Annotated in this window: 21 protein-coding genes and 1 riboswitch; of the genes, 6 read left to right on the forward strand and 15 right to left on the reverse strand. The window is 60.8% G+C overall.

The features are described 5' to 3' along the window. Positions 1-63: 63 nt before the first annotated feature. The 8 genes from WC392_05680 to WC392_05715 form a co-directional block, all read right to left on the reverse strand. Positions 64-1,500, reverse strand: a complete 1,437-nt coding sequence (locus tag WC392_05680; protein ID MFA5241853.1) for a cobyric acid synthase — start codon at positions 1,498-1,500, stop codon at positions 64-66. A gap of 14 nt (positions 1,501-1,514) precedes the next feature. Next, positions 1,515-2,249 carry an adenosylcobinamide-GDP ribazoletransferase gene (locus WC392_05685; protein ID MFA5241854.1) on the reverse strand — a complete coding sequence of 245 codons (735 nt, stop codon included), beginning with the start codon at positions 2,247-2,249 and terminating at the stop codon, positions 1,515-1,517. A 95-nt stretch (positions 2,250-2,344) separates the two neighbouring features. Beyond that, positions 2,345-2,962, reverse strand: a complete 618-nt coding sequence (gene cobC / locus WC392_05690; protein MFA5241855.1) for an alpha-ribazole phosphatase family protein — start codon at positions 2,960-2,962, stop codon at positions 2,345-2,347. Further along, a complete protein-coding gene (gene cobT / locus WC392_05695; GenBank protein MFA5241856.1) occupies positions 2,959-4,011 on the reverse strand; it encodes a nicotinate-nucleotide--dimethylbenzimidazole phosphoribosyltransferase in 1,053 nt (350 codons plus the stop codon). Before cobT ends, cobC begins: the two co-directional genes overlap by 4 nt. After that, entirely contained in the window at positions 4,008-4,547 is a 540-nt protein-coding gene (gene cobU, locus WC392_05700; GenBank protein ID MFA5241857.1) for a bifunctional adenosylcobinamide kinase/adenosylcobinamide-phosphate guanylyltransferase, read from the reverse strand. Before cobU ends, cobT begins: the two co-directional genes overlap by 4 nt. 74 nt (positions 4,548-4,621) lie before the next feature. Further along, positions 4,622-5,188 (reverse strand): cob(I)yrinic acid a,c-diamide adenosyltransferase, encoded by a 567-nt coding sequence (gene cobO / locus WC392_05705; protein ID MFA5241858.1) that lies wholly within the window; start codon positions 5,186-5,188, stop codon positions 4,622-4,624. Between the two features lie 150 nt (positions 5,189-5,338). Then, positions 5,339-5,908 carry a hypothetical protein gene (locus tag WC392_05710; protein MFA5241859.1) on the reverse strand — a complete coding sequence of 190 codons (570 nt, stop codon included), beginning with the start codon at positions 5,906-5,908 and terminating at the stop codon, positions 5,339-5,341. A gap of 27 nt (positions 5,909-5,935) precedes the next feature. Then, positions 5,936-7,912: a TonB-dependent receptor gene (locus tag WC392_05715; protein MFA5241860.1), complete on the reverse strand. Its 1,977-nt coding sequence runs from the start codon at positions 7,910-7,912 to the stop codon at positions 5,936-5,938. A 108-nt stretch (positions 7,913-8,020) separates the two neighbouring features. Beyond that, a riboswitch (cobalamin riboswitch) is annotated at positions 8,021-8,227 on the reverse strand. On the opposite strand from WC392_05715, the gene rfaQ reads away from it, so the two are divergent. Continuing rightward, positions 8,216-9,424 (forward strand): putative lipopolysaccharide heptosyltransferase III, encoded by a 1,209-nt coding sequence (gene rfaQ / locus WC392_05720; GenBank protein ID MFA5241861.1) that lies wholly within the window; start codon positions 8,216-8,218, stop codon positions 9,422-9,424. Its footprint overlaps the riboswitch before it by 12 nt. 15 nt (positions 9,425-9,439) lie before the next feature. Here the strand turns inward: rfaQ and WC392_05725 are convergent, their stop codons facing one another. The 3 genes from WC392_05725 to mog all read right to left on the reverse strand — a co-directional run bounded on the left by WC392_05725 (position 9,440) and on the right by mog (position 12,365). Next, on the reverse strand, positions 9,440-10,114 hold the full coding sequence (locus WC392_05725) for an alpha/beta fold hydrolase (GenBank protein ID MFA5241862.1): 675 nt from the start codon (positions 10,112-10,114) through the stop codon (positions 9,440-9,442). Positions 10,115-10,123: 9 nt separating this feature from the next. Continuing rightward, entirely contained in the window at positions 10,124-11,722 is a 1,599-nt protein-coding gene (locus WC392_05730) for a hypothetical protein (GenBank protein ID MFA5241863.1), read from the reverse strand. A 73-nt stretch (positions 11,723-11,795) separates the two neighbouring features. Continuing rightward, positions 11,796-12,365: a molybdopterin adenylyltransferase gene (mog, locus tag WC392_05735; protein ID MFA5241864.1), complete on the reverse strand. Its 570-nt coding sequence runs from the start codon at positions 12,363-12,365 to the stop codon at positions 11,796-11,798. 152 nt (positions 12,366-12,517) lie between these two features. Here mog and WC392_05740 point away from each other — a divergent pair, with 152 nt between their 5' ends. Then, positions 12,518-13,360 carry an alpha/beta fold hydrolase gene (locus WC392_05740; GenBank protein ID MFA5241865.1) on the forward strand — a complete coding sequence of 281 codons (843 nt, stop codon included), beginning with the start codon at positions 12,518-12,520 and terminating at the stop codon, positions 13,358-13,360. A gap of 3 nt (positions 13,361-13,363) precedes the next feature. Beyond that, positions 13,364-15,583: an EAL domain-containing protein gene (locus WC392_05745; protein ID MFA5241866.1), complete on the forward strand. Its 2,220-nt coding sequence runs from the start codon at positions 13,364-13,366 to the stop codon at positions 15,581-15,583. A gap of 55 nt (positions 15,584-15,638) precedes the next feature. Here the strand turns inward: WC392_05745 and secA are convergent, their stop codons facing one another. Together secA and WC392_05755 are read right to left on the reverse strand one after the other, a co-directional pair. Then, positions 15,639-18,368: a preprotein translocase subunit SecA gene (gene secA, locus WC392_05750; protein MFA5241867.1), complete on the reverse strand. Its 2,730-nt coding sequence runs from the start codon at positions 18,366-18,368 to the stop codon at positions 15,639-15,641. An 87-nt stretch (positions 18,369-18,455) separates the two neighbouring features. Further along, positions 18,456-19,325 carry a M23 family metallopeptidase gene (locus WC392_05755; protein ID MFA5241868.1) on the reverse strand — a complete coding sequence of 290 codons (870 nt, stop codon included), beginning with the start codon at positions 19,323-19,325 and terminating at the stop codon, positions 18,456-18,458. Positions 19,326-19,340: 15 nt separating this feature from the next. On the opposite strand from WC392_05755, the gene WC392_05760 reads away from it, so the two are divergent. After that, positions 19,341-19,814 carry a DUF721 domain-containing protein gene (locus WC392_05760; protein ID MFA5241869.1) on the forward strand — a complete coding sequence of 158 codons (474 nt, stop codon included), beginning with the start codon at positions 19,341-19,343 and terminating at the stop codon, positions 19,812-19,814. Positions 19,815-19,942: 128 nt separating this feature from the next. Here WC392_05760 and lpxC read toward each other — a convergent pair whose 3' ends face one another. After that, the gene (lpxC, locus tag WC392_05765) at positions 19,943-20,857 is read right to left on the reverse strand and encodes a UDP-3-O-acyl-N-acetylglucosamine deacetylase (protein ID MFA5241870.1); all 915 of its coding nucleotides are present in this window, start codon (positions 20,855-20,857) and stop codon (positions 19,943-19,945) included. Between the two features lie 281 nt (positions 20,858-21,138). Between lpxC and WC392_05770 the strand changes: the two genes are divergently transcribed. Further along, positions 21,139-21,633, forward strand: coding sequence for a c-type cytochrome (locus WC392_05770; GenBank protein ID MFA5241871.1), 495 nt, complete (start codon positions 21,139-21,141; stop codon positions 21,631-21,633). A gap of 48 nt (positions 21,634-21,681) precedes the next feature. Here the strand turns inward: WC392_05770 and WC392_05775 are convergent, their stop codons facing one another. Continuing rightward, positions 21,682-23,679, reverse strand: coding sequence for a UvrD-helicase domain-containing protein (locus tag WC392_05775; protein ID MFA5241872.1), 1,998 nt, complete (start codon positions 23,677-23,679; stop codon positions 21,682-21,684). 257 nt (positions 23,680-23,936) lie between these two features. On the opposite strand from WC392_05775, the gene WC392_05780 reads away from it, so the two are divergent. After that, positions 23,937-24,530 carry a cytochrome c oxidase subunit 3 family protein gene (locus WC392_05780; protein ID MFA5241873.1) on the forward strand — a complete coding sequence of 198 codons (594 nt, stop codon included), beginning with the start codon at positions 23,937-23,939 and terminating at the stop codon, positions 24,528-24,530. Position 24,531: the final 1 nt, after the last annotated feature.

The following is a 24,531-nucleotide window of genomic DNA, read 5'->3' on the forward strand; positions in this document are numbered from 1 at the left end:
ATCCAGCTAGGTCAACTGCTAACGCCACGTTTTAAAAGTGTTTTAACAGATTTTTTCCGGTATTCAGGAAAAAATCTGATCCAGCAGGCGCCAATCCAGATGCGCTTCCACTGCGTCGGCCATGCGCTCGATCCCCGCTTCCCGCAGGGCTTCGTAATCCTGTATGGAAGGCATCGCCAGCCCCGCCCAGCGGAGCAGCGCAGCGCATGCTTCCTGCCGGTCGAACAGGCCGTGCACATAGGTTCCGAGGATCTGGCCGTCCGCCGAGATCGCGCCGTCATTTCCGTCTTCAAGCCTCGCCGCGGGCCGGGTGAGGGCGGGCCCCGCGCTTACCCCGGCATGGATTTCATAGCCGCTCACGGCTGCATCGGCAAGCGCCAGCTTCCCGCTTACTCGCCGCAAGCGCTTCTCCTCTTTCAGCTCGGTCGCCATGTCCAGCAGACCCAGGCCGGCGCTTTCGCCCGCGCCGGATTCCAGCCCCAGCGGGTCATGGATGCGCCGCCCCAGCATCTGGAAGCCGCCGCAGATGCCGATGAGCTTGCCTCCATAGCGCAAATGCCGCTGGATCACATTTTCCCAGCCATGTTCTCGCAGCCATTCGAGGTCGCCGCGTACGTTCTTGCTGCCCGGCAGGATGATCAGGTCGGCCCGGGGAACCGGCTCTCCGCCCATGACGAAGCGCAGATCCACATCAGGATGCAGGCGCAATGGATCGAAATCGGTGTGGTTGCTGATCCGCGGCAGCAAGGGCACGATCACCCGCAGGGGCTCGGCTGTATCGGCCCCGAATGAGAGCTTGCCGAGCCCGTCCTCGGCTTCCAGGTGCAGGCCGTGCAAATAGGGGAGCACGCCCAGAACCGGCTTGCCGGTGCGCCGCTCCAGCCACTCCAGGCCGGGCTGGAGCAGGCCGATGTCGCCACGGAAGCGGTTGATGACGAAGCCTTTCACGCGCGCCTGCTCGGCAGGGGAAAGCAGTTCCAGCGTGCCTGTCAGATGGGCAAACACCCCGCCGCGGTCGATGTCGGCGATCAGCAGCACCGGGCAGTCCGCCGCTTCGGCAAAGCCCATGTTGGCGATGTCGTACTCGCGCAGGTTGATCTCCGCCGGGCTGCCCGCCCCTTCGACAACAACGCGGTCATAGTTCGCCCTGAGGCGCTCGAAAGACGCCAGCACGCTTCCCAGCAACTGCGGCTTGAAGCGGTGATAGGTGTCGGCATCCATGTTGCCGATGGCCTGTCCATGCACGATCACCTGGGCGCCGATATCGGTATTGGGCTTGAGCAGCACCGGGTTCATGTCGGTATGGGGCGGGAGATGGCAGGCCTGCGCCTGCACCGCCTGCGCCCGGCCGATCTCGCCGCCGTCCTGGGTCACCGCGCTGTTCAGCGCCATGTTCTGCGGCTTGAACGGGGCGGGGCGCATGCCGCGGCGGTAGAGCACGCGGCAGATGCCCGTCACCAGCGCGCTTTTGCCCGCATCGGAAGTGCATCCCTGGATCATCAGGGCTTTTGCGTTCATGGCACTCCCAGAGCCAGAGAAACGAGTATGGCCGCCTCGCTCAGTTCTACCGTGGCCCCCAGCGTGTCGCCGGTCATGCCGCCCAGGCGCCGCATCATCATCCAGCGCAGTAGCGGCCAGGCGGCAAGTGCTGTTGCCAGTGCAATCCAGCCGGGTTTTTCGGTAAAAAGAATCGCGCTTGCTACAAGCAGTAGTGCCAGTACCGCCGCCGTCCGCGGCAGATGGGTAGCCAGCGCGGAGCCCATGCCGCCAGGCCGGACATAAGGCGTGGTCAGAAGCAGCGCAAGCAGCGCCGACCGGCCCAGCACAGGGGCAAGAACCAGTGCTGGCCATGCCTCCGTCCTCAGCAAAGCCGCCAGCGCGGCGAATTTCAGCAGCAGCACAAGCATGACCGTGGAGACGGCTGCCGGACCACTGCGCGGGTCCTTCATGATGGCCAGGGTGCGCTCCCGGTCGCCGTGGCCACCCACCCAGGCATCCGCGCTGTCGGCCAGTCCGTCGAGGTGCAGCCCGCCGGTGAGCAGCGCCCAGGCCGCAGTCAGCAGCGCGGCCTGGAGCAGGGGGTCGGCATGGCCGAGCAGGCGCTGCAGGCCCGCCAGCAGCAGACCGATCAGGAGACCGATCAGCGGGTAGGCGAGCACCGAGCGGCCCCACTCCGCCGGGCCCGGCGCAACCTTCAGGGAAACGGGCAGGCAGGTGAGAAACTGCAGGGCCAGGAGAAATGCTTTCATTCTGAAAATCTCAGTTAACCACGGGGAACACGGGGTAATTCAATGTCTTGCACAGCTTCCCCCGTGTTCCCCGTGGTTCAAATGCTTTTTCAGTTTCATGTCTCAGGGCCGCCGTGGAACAGCAGTTGCGTCAGGGCTGCGGCGCCGCTGCCGAGAATGCGGATGCGGCTGCGCCCGGCATAGGGCACGTCCAGGCAGAACATGTTGTGGATGGGAATTTGCAGCGCCTGGCAGAGGATCACGCGGTTCACGCCGCCGTGCGCCACCACCAGGAGGTGCTTGCCGGCATGGCGCAGCAGCAGGTCGTTCCAGCCCGTCGTGACGCGCGCGGCGAAAGCCGCCAGCCCCTCGCCGCCGGGCGGGGTGAAGCCGGCCGGGTCGCGCCACAGCCGGTCGAGGCAGCCGGGATCGTCTTGTGTCAGTTCCTCCGGCGTGCGGCCTTCCCACGCGCCGAAGCCGATCTCCCCGAGGCGCGCATCGGTTTCCAGCGGGATGCCGGCGCCTGCGGCCAGCTCGGCGGCAAATCCGGCGCAGCGCTGTAGCGGGGAGCTGACTATCGTCTGCCACGGGCTTCCGCCCTGGACGGCGGCGCGCATCTGCGTCCAGCCGGTTGCGCTCAGGGGATCGTCGGTGTGGCCGCGAAAGCGGATTCCGCCCAGCGGTTCGCCATGGCGGAGCAGGTCGACGGTGGTGGTGATCGGCGAGTCGCTCATGCGCCTTCCGACACGCCTGCCGCGCCGAACGTGGCCATCTGCCCATGCAGCGCGGCGGCCAGCCGCAGGATGGGCAAAGCCAGCGCCGCGCCGCTGCCCTCGCCCAGGCGCAGCCCCAGGTTCAGCAGCGGGCGGGCATCCAGCGCCTGCATCAGATGCACATAACCGGGTTCGGCCGAGGCGTGGCCGTAGAACCACCAGTTCGCCGCATCCGGGCGGATTTTTAGCGCCACCAGGGCGGCCGCGCTGGCGATGAAGCCGTCCACCAGCACCGGCAGGCCGGCCTGGGCGCAGGCAATGTAGGCCCCGGCCAGCGCCGCGATTTCGAACCCGCCGACGTGGCGCAGGGCTTCGAGCGGGGAAGTCATGGCGGGGCGGTGCAGCGCCAGCGCTGCGTCGATGATTGTTGCCTTGCGCGCCACGCCGGCTGAATCCAGCCCGGTGCCCGGTCCGGCAATTTCGCTGGCGCAGCGGCCCAGCAGGGCGCAGGCCAGGGCAGTGGCGGCTGTGGTGTTGGCGATACCCATCTCGCCGCCGATGAAAAGCTGCGCGCCCTCTTTCCGTGCCCGCTCTACCGCGTCGCGTCCGGCCTGCAGGGCCGCTGCCAGTTGTGTCCCGTCCATCGCCGGGCTGCGGCGGAAATTGGCGGTGCCGCTGGCCGCCTTTTGCACCACCACGCCGGGCATGGCGGCGCTGTCCGCGACGCTGCCCACGTCCACCACTTCCAGCGCGGCGCCCAGGCTGCGCGCCAGCACGCTGATCGCGGCGCCGCCGTGGGCAAAGTTGAGGATCATCTGCCCGGTCACTTCCTGCGGGAAGGCCGATACGCCTTCCGCGGCGATGCCGTGGTCGGCGGCGAACACCACGATGCGCACCCGCTCCAGGGCGGGTGTTTGCGTGCCCTGCATCCCGGCCAGGCGGATGGCGATGTCTTCCAGATCGCCGAGGGAGCCGGGCGGTTTGGTCAGCTGCGTCTGGCGCACCCGCGCCGCCTCCTGCGCGACAGGGTTCAAGGGCGCGGCCGGTGTTTCCAGCCAGGCGAAACTCATATGGGTTTTCCTTTCAAGACCAGCGGCAGGCCCGCCGCCACCAGCGTGACCCGGTCGCAGAGTTGCGCCAGCTCCTGGTGCAGGCGGCCCGCCTCGTCGCAATAGCGCCGCGTCAGTTCGCCCAGGGGGACGATGCCCATGCCGACTTCATTGCTCACCAGGATGACCCGGCCGGGCAGGGCGGGCAGGATTCCCAGCAGGGCGGCGCGTTCCCTCTGGAAAAGCGCTTCGTCGGCAATCACGTTGTTGAGCCACAGCGTCATGCAATCCACCAGCAGGCAGCGGCCGGGCGCAGCAGAATCCTGAAGCGCGGCAGCCAGCCGCACCGGCTCTTCAATCAGTTCCCACCCGGCGGGGCGGCGCTCCCGGTGATGGGCGATGCGCCCGGCCATTTCCTCGTCTCCCGCAGTCGCCGTGGCGATATAGGTGACGGCGAGGCCGGATTCCAGGGCGATCTTTTCCGCCAGGGCGCTCTTGCCCGAACGGGCGCCGCCGAGAATCAGCTCGCGCATATCAAAACAGGCGCCTTTGTCCATCGCTTCCTCTCCCCCTGCGGGAGAGGATTGAGGAGAGGGTATCAAAACAGGCGCCTTTGTCCATCGCGCGCCCTTCACAGGTCCACGCCCTTCTGTGCCTTGATCCCGGCGCGGTAGGCATGTTTCACGTCGCTGATTTCAGATACGGTGTCGGCCAGCTCGACCAGCTCCGGCGAGGCGCCGCGTCCGGTAACGACGACGTGCTGCATGGGCGGGCGGGCCTTGATGGCGTCGAGCACGGCAGCCTGGTCGAGGTAGCCGTAGCTCAGCAGGTAGGTGAGTTCGTCCAGCACCACCAGGTCGAGAGACGGATCGGCCAGCATGCGCTGCGCGACCTGCCAGCCGCGCCGGGCGGTGGCAATGTCCTGTTCGCGGTCCTGGGTGTCCCAGGTGAAACCGTCGCCGAGCACCTGCCATTCCACGCCGGGCTGGCGGCTGAAGAAGGCTTCTTCTCCGGTGTCGGTGCGGCTCTTGATGAACTGGGCCACGCCCGCTTTCATGCCGTGGCCCAGGGCGCGGGCGACCATGCCGAAGGCGGACGAACTTTTGCCCTTGCCGTTGCCGGTGAGCACCAGCAGCAAGCCGCGTTCGGCGCTGGCGCGGGCGATGCTCGCGTCGATCAGCGCCTTTTTGCGCGTCATGCGGGTTTTGTGGCCGATCAAAATAAATGTCCTTCACCATTGCTCCCTCTCCCCCCGCGGGAGAGGGTTGGGGAGAGGGAAAGCGCCGGGTTAATCAGCCGGAGCGCCCTCTCCCCCAGCCCCTCCCCCGCGAGGGGGGAGGGGGGCGAATTAACCGGCATGCTGCGCATCCCCGTGCCAGCTGGCGACGGCGACATGAATCACCGTGGCCAGGCCGATGTAGGCGGCCATGGTCGACAGCGTGCGGGGGAAGAACGCCACCAGACGCGGGAAAAACTCGCCCAGACTGGGCGCGGCAAATTCTCCGGAGAAGAAATAAAATCCCCCGCTGGAAAACAGTTCAGCCAGCAGCGCGCCTGCCAGCGCGCAGCCCAGCAGCCAGGGCAGCGCGGACCAGGACAGGCGATGGTGGCGGGCATAGACGCGGCCAGCCAGGAACAGGGAGGCATAGGCCGGGATCAGCAGCCAGTAGGCCGGAGAAATGCAGAAGTCGCTCACCCCGCCCCAGGTGATGGCGGCGTAATCGATCAGCACGGCCCCCAGCATCAGGGCGGGCGCTATCCACAGGGAACGCAGATAGAAGCCAACAATGAAAAACACCGCCCATGAGGCATCGGGCAGGGAATGCAGCGTTGCCCAGTGATGGCTGCGCGTGAGGGCCATCAGCAGGGCAAGGGCGAAGCCGATAGCGAGTTGCTGGCGGGTAGTCAGGGATAACATGAGGGACTCCTTGGTTTTGCGGGTTGATTACTTGAAATCATACCCGGCGGTGAGCGCGAAGGTGCGGCCATCAGCCGGATAGTAGTAGTAATTTGGCGGATTCAGATAAGTCGCATAACCGGCGCTGGCGGCATAGCGTTTATCAAAGGCGTTGAGAAGCCGTGCAGAGATTTTCCATGGCTTCAGGTCCCAGGTTCCAAGCAGGTCGAGAGTGGCATAGCCGGCGAGGCTGCCCTGCGAGTTGGCGTAGTCGCCGCTGTAGAAGCGCTTGCCGATCGCATTGGCCACGGCGCTGTAACTGCCGGCGGCACCTGCGTCCCAGCTGAGTTGCAGGCTGGCCTTGTTGCGGGGAACGCTGGGGACTTGCAGGCCGGCATAAATGCCCTCACGGAACGTGGCTTCTGTGTAGGTGTAGGCGAAGCGCGTTTTGAGGCGTTCGCCCAGTTGCCAGTCCAGCTCGGTTTCCAGGCCCTGGCGACGCGTAGGGTCGAAGTTGATGTTGGCGCCGGCAGCGCTGTCATAGCCGATCTCGTCTGTCATGTTCAGGCGATAGAGAGTGGCATGCAGCCTGGCAGGCCCGGCGTTCAGGCTGCCGCCGATTTCGTGCAGGGTGCCTTGCTGCGGTCGCAGGTCACCCGCAAACACCGGGGCATAAGTGATGGGGTCGTAACCGAACAGTTCGTCAGTATTGGCGAAGCGGAAGGTGCGGCCCATCTTGCCATAGGCTCGCCAGCCCTGTCCGTCATAGCTGGCTCCGAGGTCGTAGGCGTTGCGGGTGCGCGTGGCATTGCCGTCCATGGCAGGCATGAACCAGGGTGCGTAGGCATCCTGGTGAGCGCTTTGATCCATGCGCTGGTTGCGCCCGCCAAGCGTGGCCGTCCAGGCGCTGGTTAAGGAAGTCGAGTTCTGGAAATAGACCGCGTTGCTGGTCTGAGCCGCCCACTGTTTGGGAAACGAGGAATAACGCGCATCCACTTTGCCATCGTAGTAGTCGAAACCCACGACGGTCTCGCTGGCCAGGCTTCCGATGCCGTGTTGCCAGCGTACACGCGGTGTCAGGGACTGGGTGTGTTTGTCGCGGTCGGAAACGCTGGCGTAAGAAGGCGTGTTCCAGTGTTGAGAAGCATTTTCTTCGGACACCTCGGCTTCCACTGTCACCGTGTCAGAGAGGCGCAATTTGATGCCGGGGCGAAGGCGATAGCCGCTACGCTTCTGGCTGTTGAGGGGCGTTGTGGTGCTGCGGGGATCGGCCTGATAGGCCGCAGGCAGCAAGTAGCCCGGCAGGCCTGATGATTCCTCGTAGGCTGCGTAGTCAAGGGCGATCTCGCCGGTTTTAAGGTAGAGGCCGGCACGCCCGGAAAGCGACTGCTGGTCTTGCTGGCTATTTTGGCGCCAGCCGTCAGACGTGGCGGTGTGGGCGAAGATGTTGGCATAACCCGCGCTATTGCCCCCGGCAGCAGATCCATCCAGGGCACGGTAGCCATAGCTGCCAACGCTGGCGGAAATGGCGGCGCGCGGCGCGCCGGACTTGTCGGTGACGATATTGATGACGCCGCCACTGGCCCGGTCGCCATAGAGCACGGTGCCCGCGCCGCGCTGGATCTCGATACGCTGAATGCTGTTCAGCGGGATGGTTGACCAGATGATTCCGCCAAGGTCGATTGGGTTAAGCCGCTGACCGTCGAGCAGGATAAGGGCATTGCTCCCGGCGGCATCGCCGAACCCGCGCAGGTCAACCGTGGTGTCGATGCCCATGTGGCCGTACAGGGGGCGGACGCCGATGCCTGCCCGGGTTTTCAGGAGGTCGGGCAAGTCGAGGGCAGGAGAGTTGCGGATTTCCTCGCGTGTGATGACGCTGATATTGGCCGGTACGCGTGGCTTGGCATCGAATCGCGTGGCGGTGACGACGATTTCGTCGCCCTGGTAAAGCGGAATTTCCTCAGCGGAAGCCAGGGGTGAAAGAATGGCAAGGGAGATCAAACCAGGCTTGAAAGGGGATTTCATTCTATTTTCCATTATTCGGCCAGCGTCCCCGCAGGCCGTGGGTTCAAGTAATGGAAATGCCACAGAAATGGCGCAGGATGGCCACTTCGGCTACCGTCACCCCGCGGCATTTCCGTATCCGCTTCAGGCCGGTCTCCGGGCTGGTGAAAAAACGCACCGCCTTCCCATGGCTTGCGCCACAGTGGCCTATTGATGCGTTCGCACTCACTTACCGTTGCGGGGGCAGCACAGGCTTTGCCCATTGCCGGGCGCACCTGTTTCCCGTTTAACCCGTTCGCCGGAAGGCGAGCGGGCACCTGAAACATGGCGGCCATTCTAGCATACAACCCCGCTATGGCTTGTGGCTGGCGTGGCGCAAATGCCGGCCGGCACGCCGTGAACTTCTCGCGCCCATTGGGCAAGCAGGGAAATTTTGCTATTGTTCGCGTCATGCTCAAAGACGCCATCGACCTTTCCACCCTCCGCCGTATCCTGATCATCAAGCTGCGCCACCATGGCGACGTGCTGCTGACTTCCCCGCTATTTAACGTGCTGAAAAACCATGCGCCCCAGCTTGAGGTGGATGCGCTGGTTTATCGGGATACGGCGGAGATGCTGACGTTTCATCCCGCGATCGCGGAAGTGCACACCATAGACCGCAACTGGAAAAAACTCGGTCCCCTCGGGCAGGCGAGCGAGGAATGGGGTCTGCTTGCGCGCCTGAGGGCGAGACATTACGACCTGATTATTCATCTCACGGAGCATAACCGCGGCGCCTGGCTGACCCGGCTGCTGGGCGTGCCGCATGCCGTGACGCGCAATGTGCGCGGGCGCGGCCGTTTCTGGCGCAACAGCTTCAGCCATTTCTATCCCGTCCCGGCGGGGCGTTTCCGCCATACGGTCGAGACGCATCTGGATGCCTTGCGGCGGATCGGCGTTTACCCGGATGAGAGTGAGCGCATGCTGACGCTGGAGCCGGGCGAGGCGGCGCGCAGCGATGTGCAGCAGAAACTGGCGCAGCATGGCCTGGCGGGCAAGGACTTCATTCATATCCATCCGGCTTCGCGCTGGCTGTTCAAATGCTGGCCAAGCGGTCACATGACGGCGCTGATCCGCTCCCTGCAAGCCCAGGGCCAGCGGATTGTGATCACGGCGGCGCCGGATGCGGCCGAGCAGGCGCTGGTGCGGGACATGCTGGCGCCGCTTGGGCAGCCGGTGGTGGATTTCTCCGGCCAGTTGAGCCTGAAACAGCTGGCGGCGCTGACCGCCATGGCCAAGGTGTTTGTCGGTGTCGATTCGGCGCCCATGCACATCGCCGCGGCGATGCAGACGCCGGTGGCGGTGCTGTTCGGCCCGAGCGGCGATCTTGAATGGGGGCCGTGGCGCGTTCCGCACCGCCTTCTGACTTCGGATCATGTCTGCCGTCCGTGCGGCAACGATGGCTGCGGCGGCGGCAAGCGCAGCGAATGTCTGGAAGCGATCCCGGTCGAGCGCGTGCTGGCGGCGGTTGAGGAGCTGCTGCGGGCCGGGTGAAGCGTTTTTTCGGGTTTATCCTTGGGTATGCCCGACCGTCAGCACCCGCACCAGCCACTGCCCGATATCCGTGATTTCCTCCGCGCATACCGAGTGGGCCATCGGATATTCGCGCCAATCCACCGTATAGCCGTGTTGTTCCAGCCAGTCGCGCGAGGCGGCGCCCTGCGCGGCGGGAATGACGCCGTCTGCCGTGCCGTGGGCCATGAAAACCGGCAATCCGGCATTGGCCGGGCTGGCTTCGCTGGCCAGGGCGCGGGGCAGCGGCAAGTAGGTGGACAGCGCCAGCACGCCTGCCAGCGGCGCTTCGTAGCGCAGGCCGGTGTGCAGCGCGATGGCGCCGCCCTGTGAGAATCCGGCCAGCACGATGCGCGCGGCAGGAATGCCGCGCGCTTCCTCGCGCCGGATCAGCGCTTCCAGCAGTTGCTGCGAGGCGCGGATGCCGGCTTCGTCCTCGGTCTGGCGCAGATCCAGGCTTCTCACGTCATACCAGGCTGGCATGGCGTAGCCGTTGTTGATGGTGACCGGCAGCAGCGGGGCGTGCGGAAAGATGAAGCGCACCGCCAGCCGGGGGGGCAGGCCAAGTTCGGGAACGATGGGGGCAAAGTCGTGGCCATCGGCGCCCAGACCGTGCAGCCAGATGACGGCGCTGGAAGGGTGGGTGCCGGTGTTGATTTCAAGCGCTTCCATGGGAAATTCTCAGGCTTTGGCAACCACGTCAAAACCTGCCTGGACATAATCCGGGCCGTGTTCAACTGCCGCATGCAGGCGGACGGTGTAGGTTTTTCCCTGCGCCTTGAGCTGAACCAGCCGGGCCGGAGCGTGCGCGCTATCGGGTAGCAGCAGGCTGCGCCCCAGTTCCAGTTTCGGCAGTTCGGGCAGGTAGATGGCAGGTCCTGACATGCCCTGCTCGCCGGGCAGAGGATGAAGTTCGACTGCAATGGCAACCTGGCTCAGTGTCTGGATGCCCGCGTGCACCTTGAGTGGCGGTTCATTATTGATGCGGCGCACGATGCCGATGGCAATGCTTTTGCCGGTGCTTGCCTTGAGGCCCACCAGCGTGCCGATTTTCAACGGCACCTTGCCGCTACGCGTGAAAGTGACGCCATAGCCGCTCAGGGATTCATTCTCCACCTGCCATTGCTGCGTCCCCGATTCGAACAGCTCGGGTTCGCCGCTCGGCTTGAGCGAAGATTGCGTGCGGGTATTCTCAACACTGAAGGTTGCTGCGATGCCGCTATTTTTGCCGCCCTGCAGGCTGGCCACGATATTGCTGAAGTCCCGCATCACCAGCAGGGATTTTTCGGCCGTTACCCTGGCATGTTTGCGCGTGGTGGACTGGCCAGACCAGCGCCCGCCAATTTCCTCAATCAGGTCGAGACAGGATGGCAGACGGCAATCCTCGCCCAGTTTGAGGCGGGCGGGCAGGTCACCCTGCTTGAGTTGCTCCACGATTTTGGTGATGGCTACCAGCATCAACTCGATACCCCAGTAGCGGTATTTTTCACCCAGCATGTTGCGGCGCAACTTTCTGGCCGGCTTGGTATCGCCCAGGTTGACGGCATAGACCTGACGGTGAGGGCGGAAATCGGCCTCGATCACCAGGCTTTTCGCCCAGCTGTCGAGCCATAGATCAACGCTTTCGATCTGCGCCGGGCGCAGGCTGGCGGGGTTGGCCAGATGTAGCATCATCGGTTGCAGATATTCGCTGGCGCAACTGGTGTCGTCCTGTTGCGGGTGCAGTTGCACTGGAATGCGATCTATCTTTTCCTGTTCGGCAAACAGGTAAAGCCGATGCAGGCGGCGCCAGACATGCGCCTCGACCGGCAGATAGCGTATATGGCTCCACTTCGCCTGCATGGCATGAAAATACAGTGCCTTGGCTGTCAGCAGCGGGAGTTGCTCGCGAATTTTTGCGCCGCCAGGATTTTTGGCATAACTACGGATGCACTGTTCATAAGCCGCCCCCATTTCCTCCCAGAACTGCAGAATGGTGGGAAGCTGCTGGCGTGCGGCATTTTCAGTGTCGTCGGTTGCGGCAAGGTATTTGTGGCACAAAGTCTCCTGCAGGGATCTGGATTTGTCATCCAGATAAAGCAGCACCCTGATACGCTCCTTGAGCGAGGTTCCCTGGTTGCGGTTGAGCCCGCCCAGGGCTTTGACGATCTCCCGCTGCGCCTGGTAGATGTCGTTCTGCGGCAGCTCCTGCACCCAGATGGTGGCGGACTTGAGGTCGCCGACAGGGTCGTCGCTGGCCTTGCGTAGCAGGGCGTTGATCAGCCCCTTGAAGTCAAACATGTCACCCCCGGGTTATTTTTTTTGTGTGGCTGAATTCTGCTTGGCCGGCAATTTGATGCAAAAGACATAAATCTCAGGCGCTTTCCGGTTTGGGACGCTGCGCCGATTTGGGGCGGAAGGGCTGAACCGCTTCCGGCAACGTTTCCAGATAGGGGCCGCCGATCAGGTCGATGCAGTAGGGGACGGCAGCAAAAACGCCATCCAGCGTTTCCTTGATCGCCTTGGGCTGCCCGGGCAGATTGAGAATCAGGCTGTGCTTGCGAATCACCCCCACCTGGCGCGAGAGAATGGCGGTCGGCACATATTTCAGGCTCACTGCGCGCATCTGCTCGCCGAAGCCATCCAGCACCCGGTCCGCCACGGCCAGCGTGGCTTCCGGCGTGACGTCGCGCGGGGCCGGTCCGGTCCCGCCGGTGGTGAGCACCAGGCAGCAGGCTTCTTCGTCTACCAGTTGTTTTAATGCGGCTTCGATCTGATCCTGCTCGTCCGGTACCAGGCGTGTGACGGTCTGGTGCCGGGTGGCGAGCGTTGCTTCCAGCCAGGTACGCAAAGCGGGAATGCCCTGGTCTTCATAAGCGCCCTGGAATGCCCGGTCACTGATCGTGACGAGGCCGATTTTTGCAGGAAGATGGGCTTGATTCATTTAGTGGCTGCTCCTTGGCTTGAGCTGTGATTTTAACCCGAATCACCCTGGCGGCCACAGGGGTAGAATTTTCTTTTGCTGTCCAGGTGGACGCTATACAATCGGCATGAAATTGACTGAATAACGGGGTAAGCATGCTGGGTTTGAGGCGTATGCGGGAAATTTTGCTGATACTGGCCCTTTGTGTGGTGGTGGCGGCTGCCCGGGCCGACGCGGTCGAGATTAAAATTTCTCCCGCGTTGGTGGGCGTTGCAGATTATCGCAACGGAAAACCGGGCTTTCCCGTTGTCGTGCTGCTGCATGGTTTTTTGCAGACGCGCAATGCTCCACCCATGAGCCGCCTGGCGGATGCGCTGTCCGATGCCGGTTATCCTGTCCTGGTTCCGACGCTTTCTCTGGGAGTAAGCCGCCGCAACAAGAGCTTGTCATGCGAAGCGGTCCACAAGCATACCCTGCAGGACGATCAGAAGGAAATCAGCCAATGGGTGAACTGGCTTGTGAATCGTGGCCATCAAAAGATCATCATGATAGGCCACAGTTCCGGCGCCAAGGATATTCTGGCCTATCTTTCCGCCATGCCAAATGCCATGGTGAAACGCATTATCCTGGTTAGTGTCACGCCGCTTGAGGTGGATGCCGGGCAATATCGGGAGGCGCGTGCAGCAAAGCCGCTCATGCCTGGTCCGTTGCCGCCCCTGCGCCGCTTTACCATGGCGTATTGCAAGAACAATTATGTTGCCACGGCGCCGGCCTATCTTTCCTACGCGGACTGGACTGGCGATTCAATCGTGAGTGCGCTGGGCAGGATCAGGGTGCCGGTGAACATCGTGCTGGGTTCAAAAGACCAGGTTATTTCTCCGGCCTGGCAGGCCCAGCTCACGAAAAGCCGCGTGCCGATAACCCTGATTGAGAATGCGGGGCACTTCTTTGACGGTGAGCACGAGTTTGAGCTCAATGACCGTGTGGCTGAAATGCTGAAAAAGGAACTCCATTAGGCAATGAAATTTCAGCACAGCCTGTTCTCGCCACTTTCAGTCAAAACCTACGGTATTGTTTTTATCGTCATGGTGACCCTGTTCTTCAGCTTCACCAGCTGGCTGATGCTGAACAAAATCCATTCAACCCGGCTTGATATCGAGCGCAACAGCCAGCGTGCAGCCAGCGCCGAAGTTGCCCAGGCGCTGCGGCAATTGAATGAGGAGCTGGAGAGGGCGGCGCATGCGCTGGCGGACTGGGACGAAACACGCCAGCAGCTGAGTGACCCGGCCTACTATGTTTACTGGCGCGATAACCGTGTTTTGATGGGCGGCATCGTGCCTGGCTATGTCAAGTCGGTGGCGCTCTATAATCGCCAGGGCCAGCCGCTTGGCGCCTCCTCGCCAGATATGCCTGATTCGGTGATCGGGCAGCCGCAGGCCAGGGTGGTCAAGAAAGGCGGGCGCGATTTTATTTACCTTACCCAGCCAATTCAGGATATCGATATCAGGGGGCTGGTTTCCGGATATGCCGTGCTCAAGATTGATTTCCAGCCCGCACTCCAGAGCGTGCAGCGTTTTCGCTACGCCGACGCGGCCAGCATCGTTCTCTCTCTGCGTGAAGGTGAAACCATTTTGTCGGATCTGGCCGGACACGTGCTGTTCAGGGTCGTTCCCAACGAGGAAATGTCGGCGCTGTTGACATTCCTGACTCGCTATCAGTACCAGATTGCATTCGCCGTCCTTTTGCTGTCCCTGGTATTTTATGCGGCGCTCTCGGCCTTGCTGGCCAAGCCGCTGCTGCGGCTGTCGCAACATATCGATACCTTGCGGGATGGGCGTGATGGCCTGATCCTCGGGTCTCTCGGCGGCGTTCTGCCGGTCAAGGAGATGGAGAAGGTCCGGAATTCTCTCAATGATTACCAGCGTCAGCTGGAATCAATGCATTCCAGCCTGGACCAGAAAAATACCGAGTTGTGGACCATGGCGCACCGCGATCCCCTGACCGGTGTGTTCAACCGGCGATCTTTCGACGAGGACTGGAAAACGCTGTTGTCGGCTGCCAGCGGGCATCGCGTAACGGTCTCCGTCATGCTTTTTGATTGTGACCATTTCAAGCCGATTAACGACACTTACGGGCATCACGCCGGCGACCAGGTGCTAAAGTCGATTGCGCAGATATTGCAGGAGTCCTTGCGCTCCGGAGACCGTCTTTATCGTGTGGGAGGGGATGAGTTTGCCACCCTGTTTCTGGATGCGGATATCCGCCATGTTGATGAAGCCGCCATGCGTTGTGTGGAGGCGGTGGACCGGCATGATTTTTCAGCCCTGGGGATCAAGGAGCCGATCCGGATCAGTATTGGTCTGGCTCATTCCGAGGGGGTTCATGCCGATAGCATGGTGATGCTGCAAAAGCAGGCCGATGTCGCCATGTATTACGCCAAGCGGCCGGGCCACGGGAAAATTGCGCTCTATGCGGAGGACATGGCGCATGACGGCAATGCTTTGCTCTCGAACCGGATTACCAATGCGGTATTCGTGGGCGTCACTTCGGGCTCGGGCATTGAGATGCATTACCAGCCTGTGGTCAATCTGGGTACGCGCAAGATCGAGTATTACGAGGCTCTGGTGCGGATCCGGCGTGATCAGGAGCTGATCATGCCCGCTGCAATTTTTCCGGTGGTGGAGGGGCGGCGCCTGGAGGCCGAGATGGATTTTGCCGTGATGGGGAAAATTCTGGAGAATTTGCGCGACGGTGTGATTCCGGTTGGCAGCGGGTTGTCGATAAATATTTCAGGGCCGGCAATCATCCACCCCAGGATCAGGGAAAAGCTGGCGGAATTCGAACCTTTTCTCGGGCGTTACAATCTGGTGCTGGAAATTACCGAAACTGCGCTGATTACCCAGTTGCAGCAGGCCACTTCCAATCTGAATCAACTGCGCGCAACGGGTTTCAAGGTGGCACTGGATGATTTTGGCAGTGGTTACTCTTCGCTTGGCTACCTGGCCAATATGCCGGTGGATATCGTGAAGTTTGATATTTCGCTGATTCGTAGCCTGGGGCAGGATGATGAACGGCAGGGCGGCATTGTGGAGGGTCTGGCGATGATGATCCAGAAAGCCGGGTATTCCCTGGTTGCAGAAGGACTGGAAGCCGAACAAACGCTGGTGAAGGTCAAAGGCCTCGGCTTCTCGCATGGCCAGGGTTTTTACCTTGGCCGTCCCGCACCATTGACTGCGTGATCAGCCGTTTTCAGAAACCACCCGGCTGGCGGCAGACCGGGTTTTGAAGGCGTGGCTAGCTGAGTTTTCCGTGGCACTGCTTGTATTTCTTGCCTGAACCGCATGGGCATGGATCGTTGCGGCCTACTTTGATTTCATCACGAACGAAGGGCTCGTGTTTTTCATTGTCCTCTTCCGTGCCCCCGTCCCCCTGATCCAGGGCCGAATCGTACTCGGCGTGGTGGTACTGGACGTTATCCGGTGCGGGTAGCTGGTCTTCCACTGCGGCGACATCTTCTTCACCCTTCACCTGGACCGTCATGGTGACCTGGGTGACCTCGGTCTTGATGCGTTCAAGCAGGGCGGAAAACAGCTCGAAAGCCTCGCGTTTATATTCCTGCTTGGGGTTTTTCTGGGCGTAGCCGCGCAGGTGTATGCCCTGGCGCAGGTGGTCCAGTGCGGCCAGATGCTCGCGCCAGTGGGTGTCCATGCTTTGCAGCATGACAGCCCGTTCGAAATGGTGCAGCACGCCTGCGCCCACCTGCTCCTGCTTGTCCTGGTACTGGCCGTGTGCGGCCTCCTGGACGCGTTTAAGCAGGCCTTCCTCGCCCAGTCTGGAATCTTCTTCCAGCCACTGGGACAGCGGTAGCTGCAATTGCAGCTCGGCTTGCAGCGCTTTTTCCAGCGCGGGAACGTCCCATTGTTCTTCCATGCTTTGATGCGGGATGTACATGCCGAAAGTCTGGTTGATCACGTCTCCGCGCATCGCACTGATGGTGTCGGAAATATCTTCGGTTTCCAGCAATTCGTTGCGCTGAGCGTAAATAACCTTGCGCTGATCGTTGGAAACATCATCGTATTCCAGCAACTGTTTGCGGATGTCGAAATTGCGCGCTTCCACCTTGCGCTGGGCATTTTCGATGGCGCGCGTCACCCATGGGTGCTCAATTGCCTCACCCTCGGGCATCTTGAGGCGTTCCATGATGGAGGCCACGCGATCGGAGGCGAAAATACGCAGCAGCGGATCTTCCAGCGAGAGGAAGAAGCGGCTTGAGCCGGGATCGCCCTGGCGTCCGGCGCGACCGCGCAACTGGTTGTCGACGCGGCGGGATTCGTGGCGCTCGGTGCCGATGATGTGCAGGCCGCCGTTGGCAAGAACCTGGTCGTGGACGGGCTGCCACACTGCCTTGCGTTCAGTGATCCGGGCGGCTTTTTCTTCTTCGCTCAGGTTTTCGTCGTTGCGAATGGCGTGGATGTCGCGCTCGATGCTGCCACCCAGAACGATGTCGGTGCCGCGGCCTGCCATGTTGGTGGCGATGGTGATGGCGCCAGGGCGTCCGGCCTGCGCCACAATTTCTGCTTCCCGCGCGTGCTGCTTGGCGTTCAGCACTTCATGCGGGAGCTTGGCCTGGGTCAGCATTTTCGATAGCAACTCGGAGCTTTCGATCGAAGTGGTTCCGACCAATACCGGCTGGCCGTGCTTCTGGCAATCCTTGATATCGTTGATCACGGCCTGGTATTTTTCGTTGGTGGTACGGAATACCTGGTCCATGCGGTCGTCACGGATCATGTCGCGATGCGTTGGAATGACGACGGTTTCCAGGCCGTAGATCTGCTGGAATTCAAATGCCTCGGTGTCGGCCGTGCCGGTCATGCCCGAGAGCTTGTTGTACATGCGGAAATAGTTCTGGAAGGTGATCGAGGCCAGGGTCTGGTTCTCGCGCTGGATCTTCGCGCCTTCCTTGGCTTCCACTGCCTGGTGCAGCCCGTCAGACCAGCGTCGTCCAGACATCAGGCGGCCGGTGAATTCGTCCACGATAATGACTTCATCGTTCTGCACCACGTAATGCTGGTCGAGGTGGTACAAGGCATGTGCGCGCAACGCGGCGTACATGTGATGCATCAGGGCAATGTTGGCCGCATCGTAAAGGCTGGATCCCGGCGGCAACAGCCCGGCATCGGTCAGCAGTTGCTCGGCGTGTTCGTGCCCTGCCTCGGTGAGCAGCACCTGATGCGCTTTCTCATCCACGCTGTAGTCGCCCGGGCCGTCTTCCTCTTGCTGTTTGACCAGTTTTGGGGCCAGCTCATTCACGCGGTAGTAAAGATCGACATTGTCGTCGGCCTGGCCGGAAATGATCAGCGGGGTACGCGCCTCGTCGATCAGGATCGAGTCCACCTCGTCCACAATGGCGTAATTGAGGCTGCGTTGAACGCGTTCCGTGGGCTGGTAGACCATGTTGTCGCGCAGATAGTCGAAGCCGTATTCGTTGTTGGTGCCATAGGTGATATCCGCGGCATAGGCCTGCTGCTTCTCTTCGTGCGACATGTTGGGCAGGTTGATGCCGACTGAAAGCCCGAGGAAGCCATGCAGGCGTCCCATCCACTCCGCGTCGCGGCGGGCCAGGTAATCATTGACCGTCACCACGTGAACGCCTTTGCCAGACAGCGCATTGAGGTAGGAGGGCAAGGTGGCGACCAGGGTTTTGCCTTCACCGGTACGCATTTCGGAGATTTTGCCATAGTGAAGCGTCATGCCGCCAACCAGCTGCACGTCGAAGTGGCGCATTTCAAGTATGCGTTTGCTCGCCTCGCGAACTACGGCAAAAGCTTCCGGCAGCAAATCGTCGAGCGACTCCCCCTTGCTGTGCCTTTGCTTGAATTCATCGGTCTTGGCGCGCAACTGATCGTCACTGAGCCCCAGCAGGGAGGGCTCCAGGGCATTGATGGCACGCACGGTTTGCATGTATTGCTTGATCAGCCGGTCATTGCGGCTGCCGAAGATTTTTCTGACGAGCTTGGATATCATGGAAACTTCTATCAAAAATTAGGGAGGCTCAGACGATTTCAGGCATCCAGAATGGATACCCGAATTCCCTGAGCCTCCTGTTGTTCGTTATCCGGCAGTGTGCAGGTAACGTGCCGGATTCTGCGGGGCGCCGTTTCTTAATACCTCGAAATGCAGGTGCGGCCCGGTGGAGCGGCCGGTGGAGCCAACTTCAGCAACTTTCTGACCTTGCAGGACAATGTCGTCAACCTTGACCAGCCGCTTCGATGTGTGCGCGTAACGGCTTGTCATGCCGTTGCCATGGTCAATGTCGATCATATTACCATATTGGGGGTGATAGCCAGAGTAAACAACCACCCCGCCTGCGGCTGCCTGAATGGGCGTGCCGGTCTCTGCCATGAAGTCCACGCCTTCGTGAAAGGCTTTTTTCCCGCTGAAGGGGTCGATCCGCCAGCCGAAATTGGACGAAAACCAGCCCGCGGAAACGGGTTGCAGCGTGGGGGCGGTGCTTTTTACAACCTGTTCTCGCAAAGTCATGGCTTCGAGCACGCTCAGGCTTGTGGAGCGCTTCTCCATTTGCCGGGCAAAAATGGCCAGTTCGCGTTCGAGTTGTTGTGCATCCAGCTGGTATTGGCTGGCCGGGGTTTCTGCGCCCCCCTGACCGGGCTGTTTACGGAAATCAAATTCTTGTTCCGGCAGGCCGAAGTGTTTGGCAAGCCGCCCTCCCACTGCGTCAAGACGCATTACCTGCGCCTGCAACTGCCCGAGACGGGCAGCCATGGCGTTGAGGTTTTCCTGAACATGGGCGGTTTTTCCCGCCGCTTGCACCGGGGTGCCGGAAAGCATGGAATAATTAAGTCCCAGGGCAATGATTACGGGTAATATTGCCCACCCCAGCGTCAGCATGATGACCTGGTTACGGCCAAGCGCGATGCTTTTGCTCCTGGCCAGACTATTTGATACGAAAATAATGTTCACGAGGCAAAACCCTCCATGAGCGTACGCAAGCTGCAGTCCTACCTGACATCAACCACCAGCCTTGCCGCTTTGGCCGAACGCATTGCGCATGTGTCAAAATTGCAGCGTTTGTGGGAGAGGCTCGCGCCGCCGCCATTGGCTCAGATGTGCAGGGTAAGTGGTTTGCAGGACCGGATTTTAGTGCTGTATGCAAACAATGGTGCAATTGCGGCCAAGATCCGGCAGCTGGCACCGACTGTGCTTGAAAAATTCCAAAAAAACGGTGTTGAGGTTACTGCAATTCTGGTGCGAGTGCAAGCCGACTTCCGTCCGCTCCGTGAAAGGCCGCCCAAGACGCTGCGCCTGGGTTCTGCGGGTGCGGCCAGTTTGCGTCAATTGGCCGTTCAGCTGGAGGAGTCGCCCCTTAAACGGGCGCTGGAGGCCATGCTAGAGCGGCATGCGGTAGAGGACGGCTCGTCCCATGAAAACCACGGCGGCAAAAACGAGTAACAGTACGGCTGAAAACTTGAGAATTTGCCATGCCAGGCGAAAATAGCGCCGGTCACGCAGTAACAGAGCGAGAATCAGGGATGAAGCAATCCCGATCAGCGATAGGTAGATGGCAAGCCGAAGGACGATCAAGCGATCTGGTTGCTAAAATTTGGCAAGGCACCGGGCACCTGCCCGGCCTGGTCGAAAGAGACAAATTCCCATGCTTCGGCGTCGGCCAGCAACGTACGCAGCAGGCGATTGTTGAGCGCGTGCCCGGACTTGTAGGCGGTAAAAGCGCCGATCAGCGGGTGGCCCAGAATGTAGAGATCGCCAACGGCATCGAGCACCTTGTGCTTGACGAATTCATCTTCGTAGCGCAGCCCGTCGCTGTTGAGTACGCGGTACTCGTCCATCACAATGGCGTTGTCCATGCTGCCGCCAAGCGCCAGACCGTGAGTGCGCAGTGTTTCCACGTCCTGCATGAAGCCGAAGGTGCGGGCGCGGGAAATTTCCTTGATGAAGGACGCCTGTGCCAGATCCAGGGTAATGGATTGAACGGATGTTTCGAACACCGGATGATCGAAGGCGATGGTGAAATTCACCTTGAAGCCATTGTAGGGTTCAAAGCGTACCCACTTGTCACCTTCGTGAACTTCGATTGTTTTCTTGATGCGAATATATTTCTTGGCTGCGTTCTGCTCTTCGATACCCGCTGATTGCAGCAGGAAAACGAAGGGTGAGGCGGATCCGTCCATGATCGGCACTTCGGCGGCAGAAAGGTCAACGTAGATGTTGTCGATACCGAGTCCGGCCAGGGCGGCCATCAGATGTTCAACCGTGGAGACTTTCGCGCCATTATGTTCCAGTGTGGACGAGAGGCGTGTGTCGCCCACGCTGTCTGGCCTGGCCTGGATTTCAACTGGCTCGGGCAGATCGACGCGACGAAACACGATACCGGTATTCGGGGCGGCAGGGCGCAGGGTCAGGTAGACCTTTTCGCCGGTGTGCAGGCCAATCCCGGTTGCCCGGATGATGTTTTTCAATGTACGTTGCTTGATCATGGTTTTTTGCCCAAGGTGAGCGATAATAATTCCAATGGTATTGTATTGGCTTAGCGTTTAATCATCAATATATTAGAGCGTTTTTTTGAGAAATCCCATGATGATCTTTTTAGGGATTGCTGGTCTGCCGCCTGGATTTGAAAATAAAAAGGGTGTGTATTTTAAACCGATATTGGCATGGCGCAAACAGATGTAATTTATTTGGGCTGTGCCGGTGATGCAAACTATGCGTTTTGTCATTATAATTCGCTACTTTTGAATTTCAAGTTAAGGATTGAGCCATGAGCGAGCATCACGAAGAGATGACAAAAACCACCCCGATGCAAGTTGTTGCCGCAACTGTGGGCGGCCTGGTTGCCCCGCTGATTGCGATTTTCCTGATTGTTCAACTGGTGCTCGGCATTCAGGCTTCCCACGTGAATCAGGATGCTGACGATGCTCAGGCCAAAACGGTTGTCGAACGCATCAAACCTGTGGGCGAAATTCATGTGGTGGATGCCAGCGCCCCCAAGGTGGAAAAGAGCGCTGAGGAAGTGTTCAACGCCGTGTGTACAGCCTGTCATACTTCCGGCGCGCTGGGCGCCCCCAAGCAGGGCAACAAGGGCGACTGGGCGAAGCGTATAGGCCAGGGTTACGATACGCTGGTCAAGCACTCCATTGAAGGCATCCGTGCCATGCCGGCCCGTGGTGGCGCGGCTAATTTATCGGATGCGGAACTGGCTCGTGCCGTGGCGTACATGGCAAATTCCGGCGGCGCCAATTTTACGGCCCCGTAAGCTTTAACGCGCTTTATAAAAGGCGCAGCGTGAAAACGCTGCGCCTTTTTATTTCCCGCCCTTCGCCAGCATCGCCCGGAGCTCGGCGAGCCGGGCGGAGCCTTCATCCTTCTGTGCCTGCGGGTCGGTCTGGCCGCGGCCATGGCCGCGCAGGTCGTCCTGGTGGAGTTCGTCGATGAAGCGGCTCGGTTCGCAGCCCTGCCATTCGCCGGCACGTTTGCGCTTGTGGCAGTGGGACAGGGTCAGGCCCTTCTGGGCACGAGTGATGCCGACATACATCAGGCGCCGCTCTTCCTCGATCTGGCCGTTGTCGATGCTTTCGCGGTGGGGCAGGATGCCTTCCTCCACCCCGACCAGAAAGACATGGGGATATTCCAGGCCTTTCGCGGCATGCAGGGTGGAGAGGCGCACCGCATCCACGTCCTGATCCTCGCGGCTGTCGAGGATGTTGATCAGGGCGATGGTCTGAGTCAGCTCGATCACGGTCTTGCCGTCTTCCTCGCCCTTCTTGCTGATCCAGCCAACGAATTCCTGCACGTTGTTCCACTTGTTCTGCGCTGCGCGGGCTTCTTCCTGGTCGAAGAGGTGGGATTCGTAGCCGACGGCGTTGAGCAGGTCGGCCATGATGGTGGAGCAGCTCTCGCGCTCGGCGCGCAGGGAGAGGTTGTTGATGAAATTGCAGAATTCCATCAGCGGGTGGTATTGCTTGGCGCCGAGCTGGTGCTCCATGCCCGCTTCGAAGGCGGCGGCGAACAGGCTGACATGGCGCCCGGCCGCATAGCTGCCGAGCTTTTCCAGGGTGCTGGTGCCGATGCCGCGCTTCGGCGTGGTCACGGCGCGGATGAAAGCCGGATCGTCGTCGCTGTTGGCCAGCAGGCGCAGGTAGGCAATGATGTCCTTGATCTCGCTGCGGTCGAAGAATGACTGCCCGCCGGACAGCAGGTAGGGGATTTTTTCATTGCGCAACTGCTGCTCGAAAATGCGCGCCTGGTGGTTGCCGCGGTAGAGGATGGCATAGTCGGCAAAGCGCGTGCGGTGCTGGAATTTGTGGGTCTGCAGGCGCATGACCACGTTTTCGGCTTCCTGCTCTTCATCCTTGGCGGACATGATCTGGATCGGATCGCCGTGGCCCAGATCGCTCCACAGCTTCTTTTCGAACAGCTTGGGATTGTTGGCGATGAGGGTGTTGGCGGCGCGCAGGATGCGCACGGTGGAGCGGTAGTTCTGCTCCAGCTTGATCACCTGCAGCTTGGGATAGTCGTCCTGCAGTAATTTCAGATTTTCCACGTTGGCGCCGCGCCAGGCGTAGATGGCCTGGTCGTCGTCGCCCACCGCGGTGAATGCGCCGCGGCTGCCGGCGAGTTGCTTCACCAGCTGATACTGGCAGGTATTGGTATCCTGATATTCGTCGATGAGCAGGTAGCGCAGCTTGTCGCGCCACTTCTCCAGCACGTCCGGATGCTTTTCGAACAGCTCGACCGGCAGGCGGATCAGATCGTCGAAGTCCATCGCCTGATAGGCTTGCAGGGTGTCCTGGTAGGACTGGTAGATGACGGCGAGCTGGCGCTCGATCTCGTTTTCCGCCTGCTGTGCGGCCAGGGAGGGGGGCAGCTGGGCGTTTTTCCAGTTGGAAATGACGGACTGGGCGCGGCGGATTTCCTTCTTGTCCGTGGTTTTGAGAATGTCGTTGAGAATGCCCGCGCTGTCAGAGGAATCGAGCACCGAGAAGCGTGGTTTGTAGCCCAGGTGTTTTGCTTCCTGGCGCAGGATGTGCAGGCCGAGCGAGTGAAAGGTGGTCACGGTCAGCCCCCGCGCCGACTTGCCCTGCAGCAGTTTCCCCACGCGCTCCTGCATCTCTCTTGCCGCCTTGTTGGTGAAGGTGATGGCGGCAATGTTGCTGGCGCTGAAGCCGCAGGTTTCGATCAGGTAAACGATCTTGTGCGTGATGACGCGGGTCTTGCCGCTGCCGGCGCCGGCCAGCACCAGCAGGGGGCCATCGAGATATTTGACCGCCTCGCGTTGCGGGGCATTGAGTTTGGAAAGCATGCGGCAGATTGTTCCGGAATGGGTGGGCATTTTATCACGCCTGCCCGCCAGGATTTTGCCGCCATTCCGGCGCTGTTAACGGAACTCGCGAAGCGATACATCGTCCCTCTCTCCTTGTGGGAGAGAGCTAGGAGAGAGGGTAACGGGCCTGTCGAACCGCTGTTTGTCACCTTGGGCAGTGGTTCGACATGTCCGTTAAAACCCTGCTACAGTGAACAGACAGGGTTTTCAGCTCATTTCCCACGAGGCCAATTAAAGTGACAGCAAGCACAGTTGCTCCATCGCCAGAGCCCGTTGCAGGCCGCATCCCGGGCAACAAGGGAATCTGGGCCGGCATTCTGAGCGAAATGACCGAATTCGCGCTGCTGTTCGGCGTGTACTTTATTGCCAGGGCGCATTATCCGGAGGTTTTCCGGGCCGGGCCTGCCCACCTGAGCACCTTGGCCGGAACGCTCAATACCGTGATGATGATCTCCGGCAGCTATTTCGTTGCCAAGGCTGTGCATGCGATCCGCCAGAACCGGCGGCAGGCCTGTTTGCGCTGGCTGTTCCTGGTTTTGCTGGCTGCATCCGGCTACATGCTCATCAAGGCCCTGGAGTTCCAGTGGAATGTCAGCCAGGGCATCACGGGCGGCAAGAACCTGTTTTTCACCGTCTATTACTACCTCACCTTTACGCACATGGTGCATGTCTTGTGGGGGGTGATGGGGCTGATGTGGGTGATGATGCGCGCCAGAAGCGGCGCCTATACGCCTGCAGACCATGACGGCCTGGAAGCATTTGCCTCTTACTGGCATGCCACCGACCTGGCCTGGCTGGTGATTTTTCCGCTCCTGTACGTACTGCACTAAG

It is taken from the genome of Sulfuricella sp. (assembly GCA_041651995.1).
In the GTDB taxonomy this organism is placed as follows: domain Bacteria; phylum Pseudomonadota; class Gammaproteobacteria; order Burkholderiales; family Sulfuricellaceae; genus Sulfurimicrobium.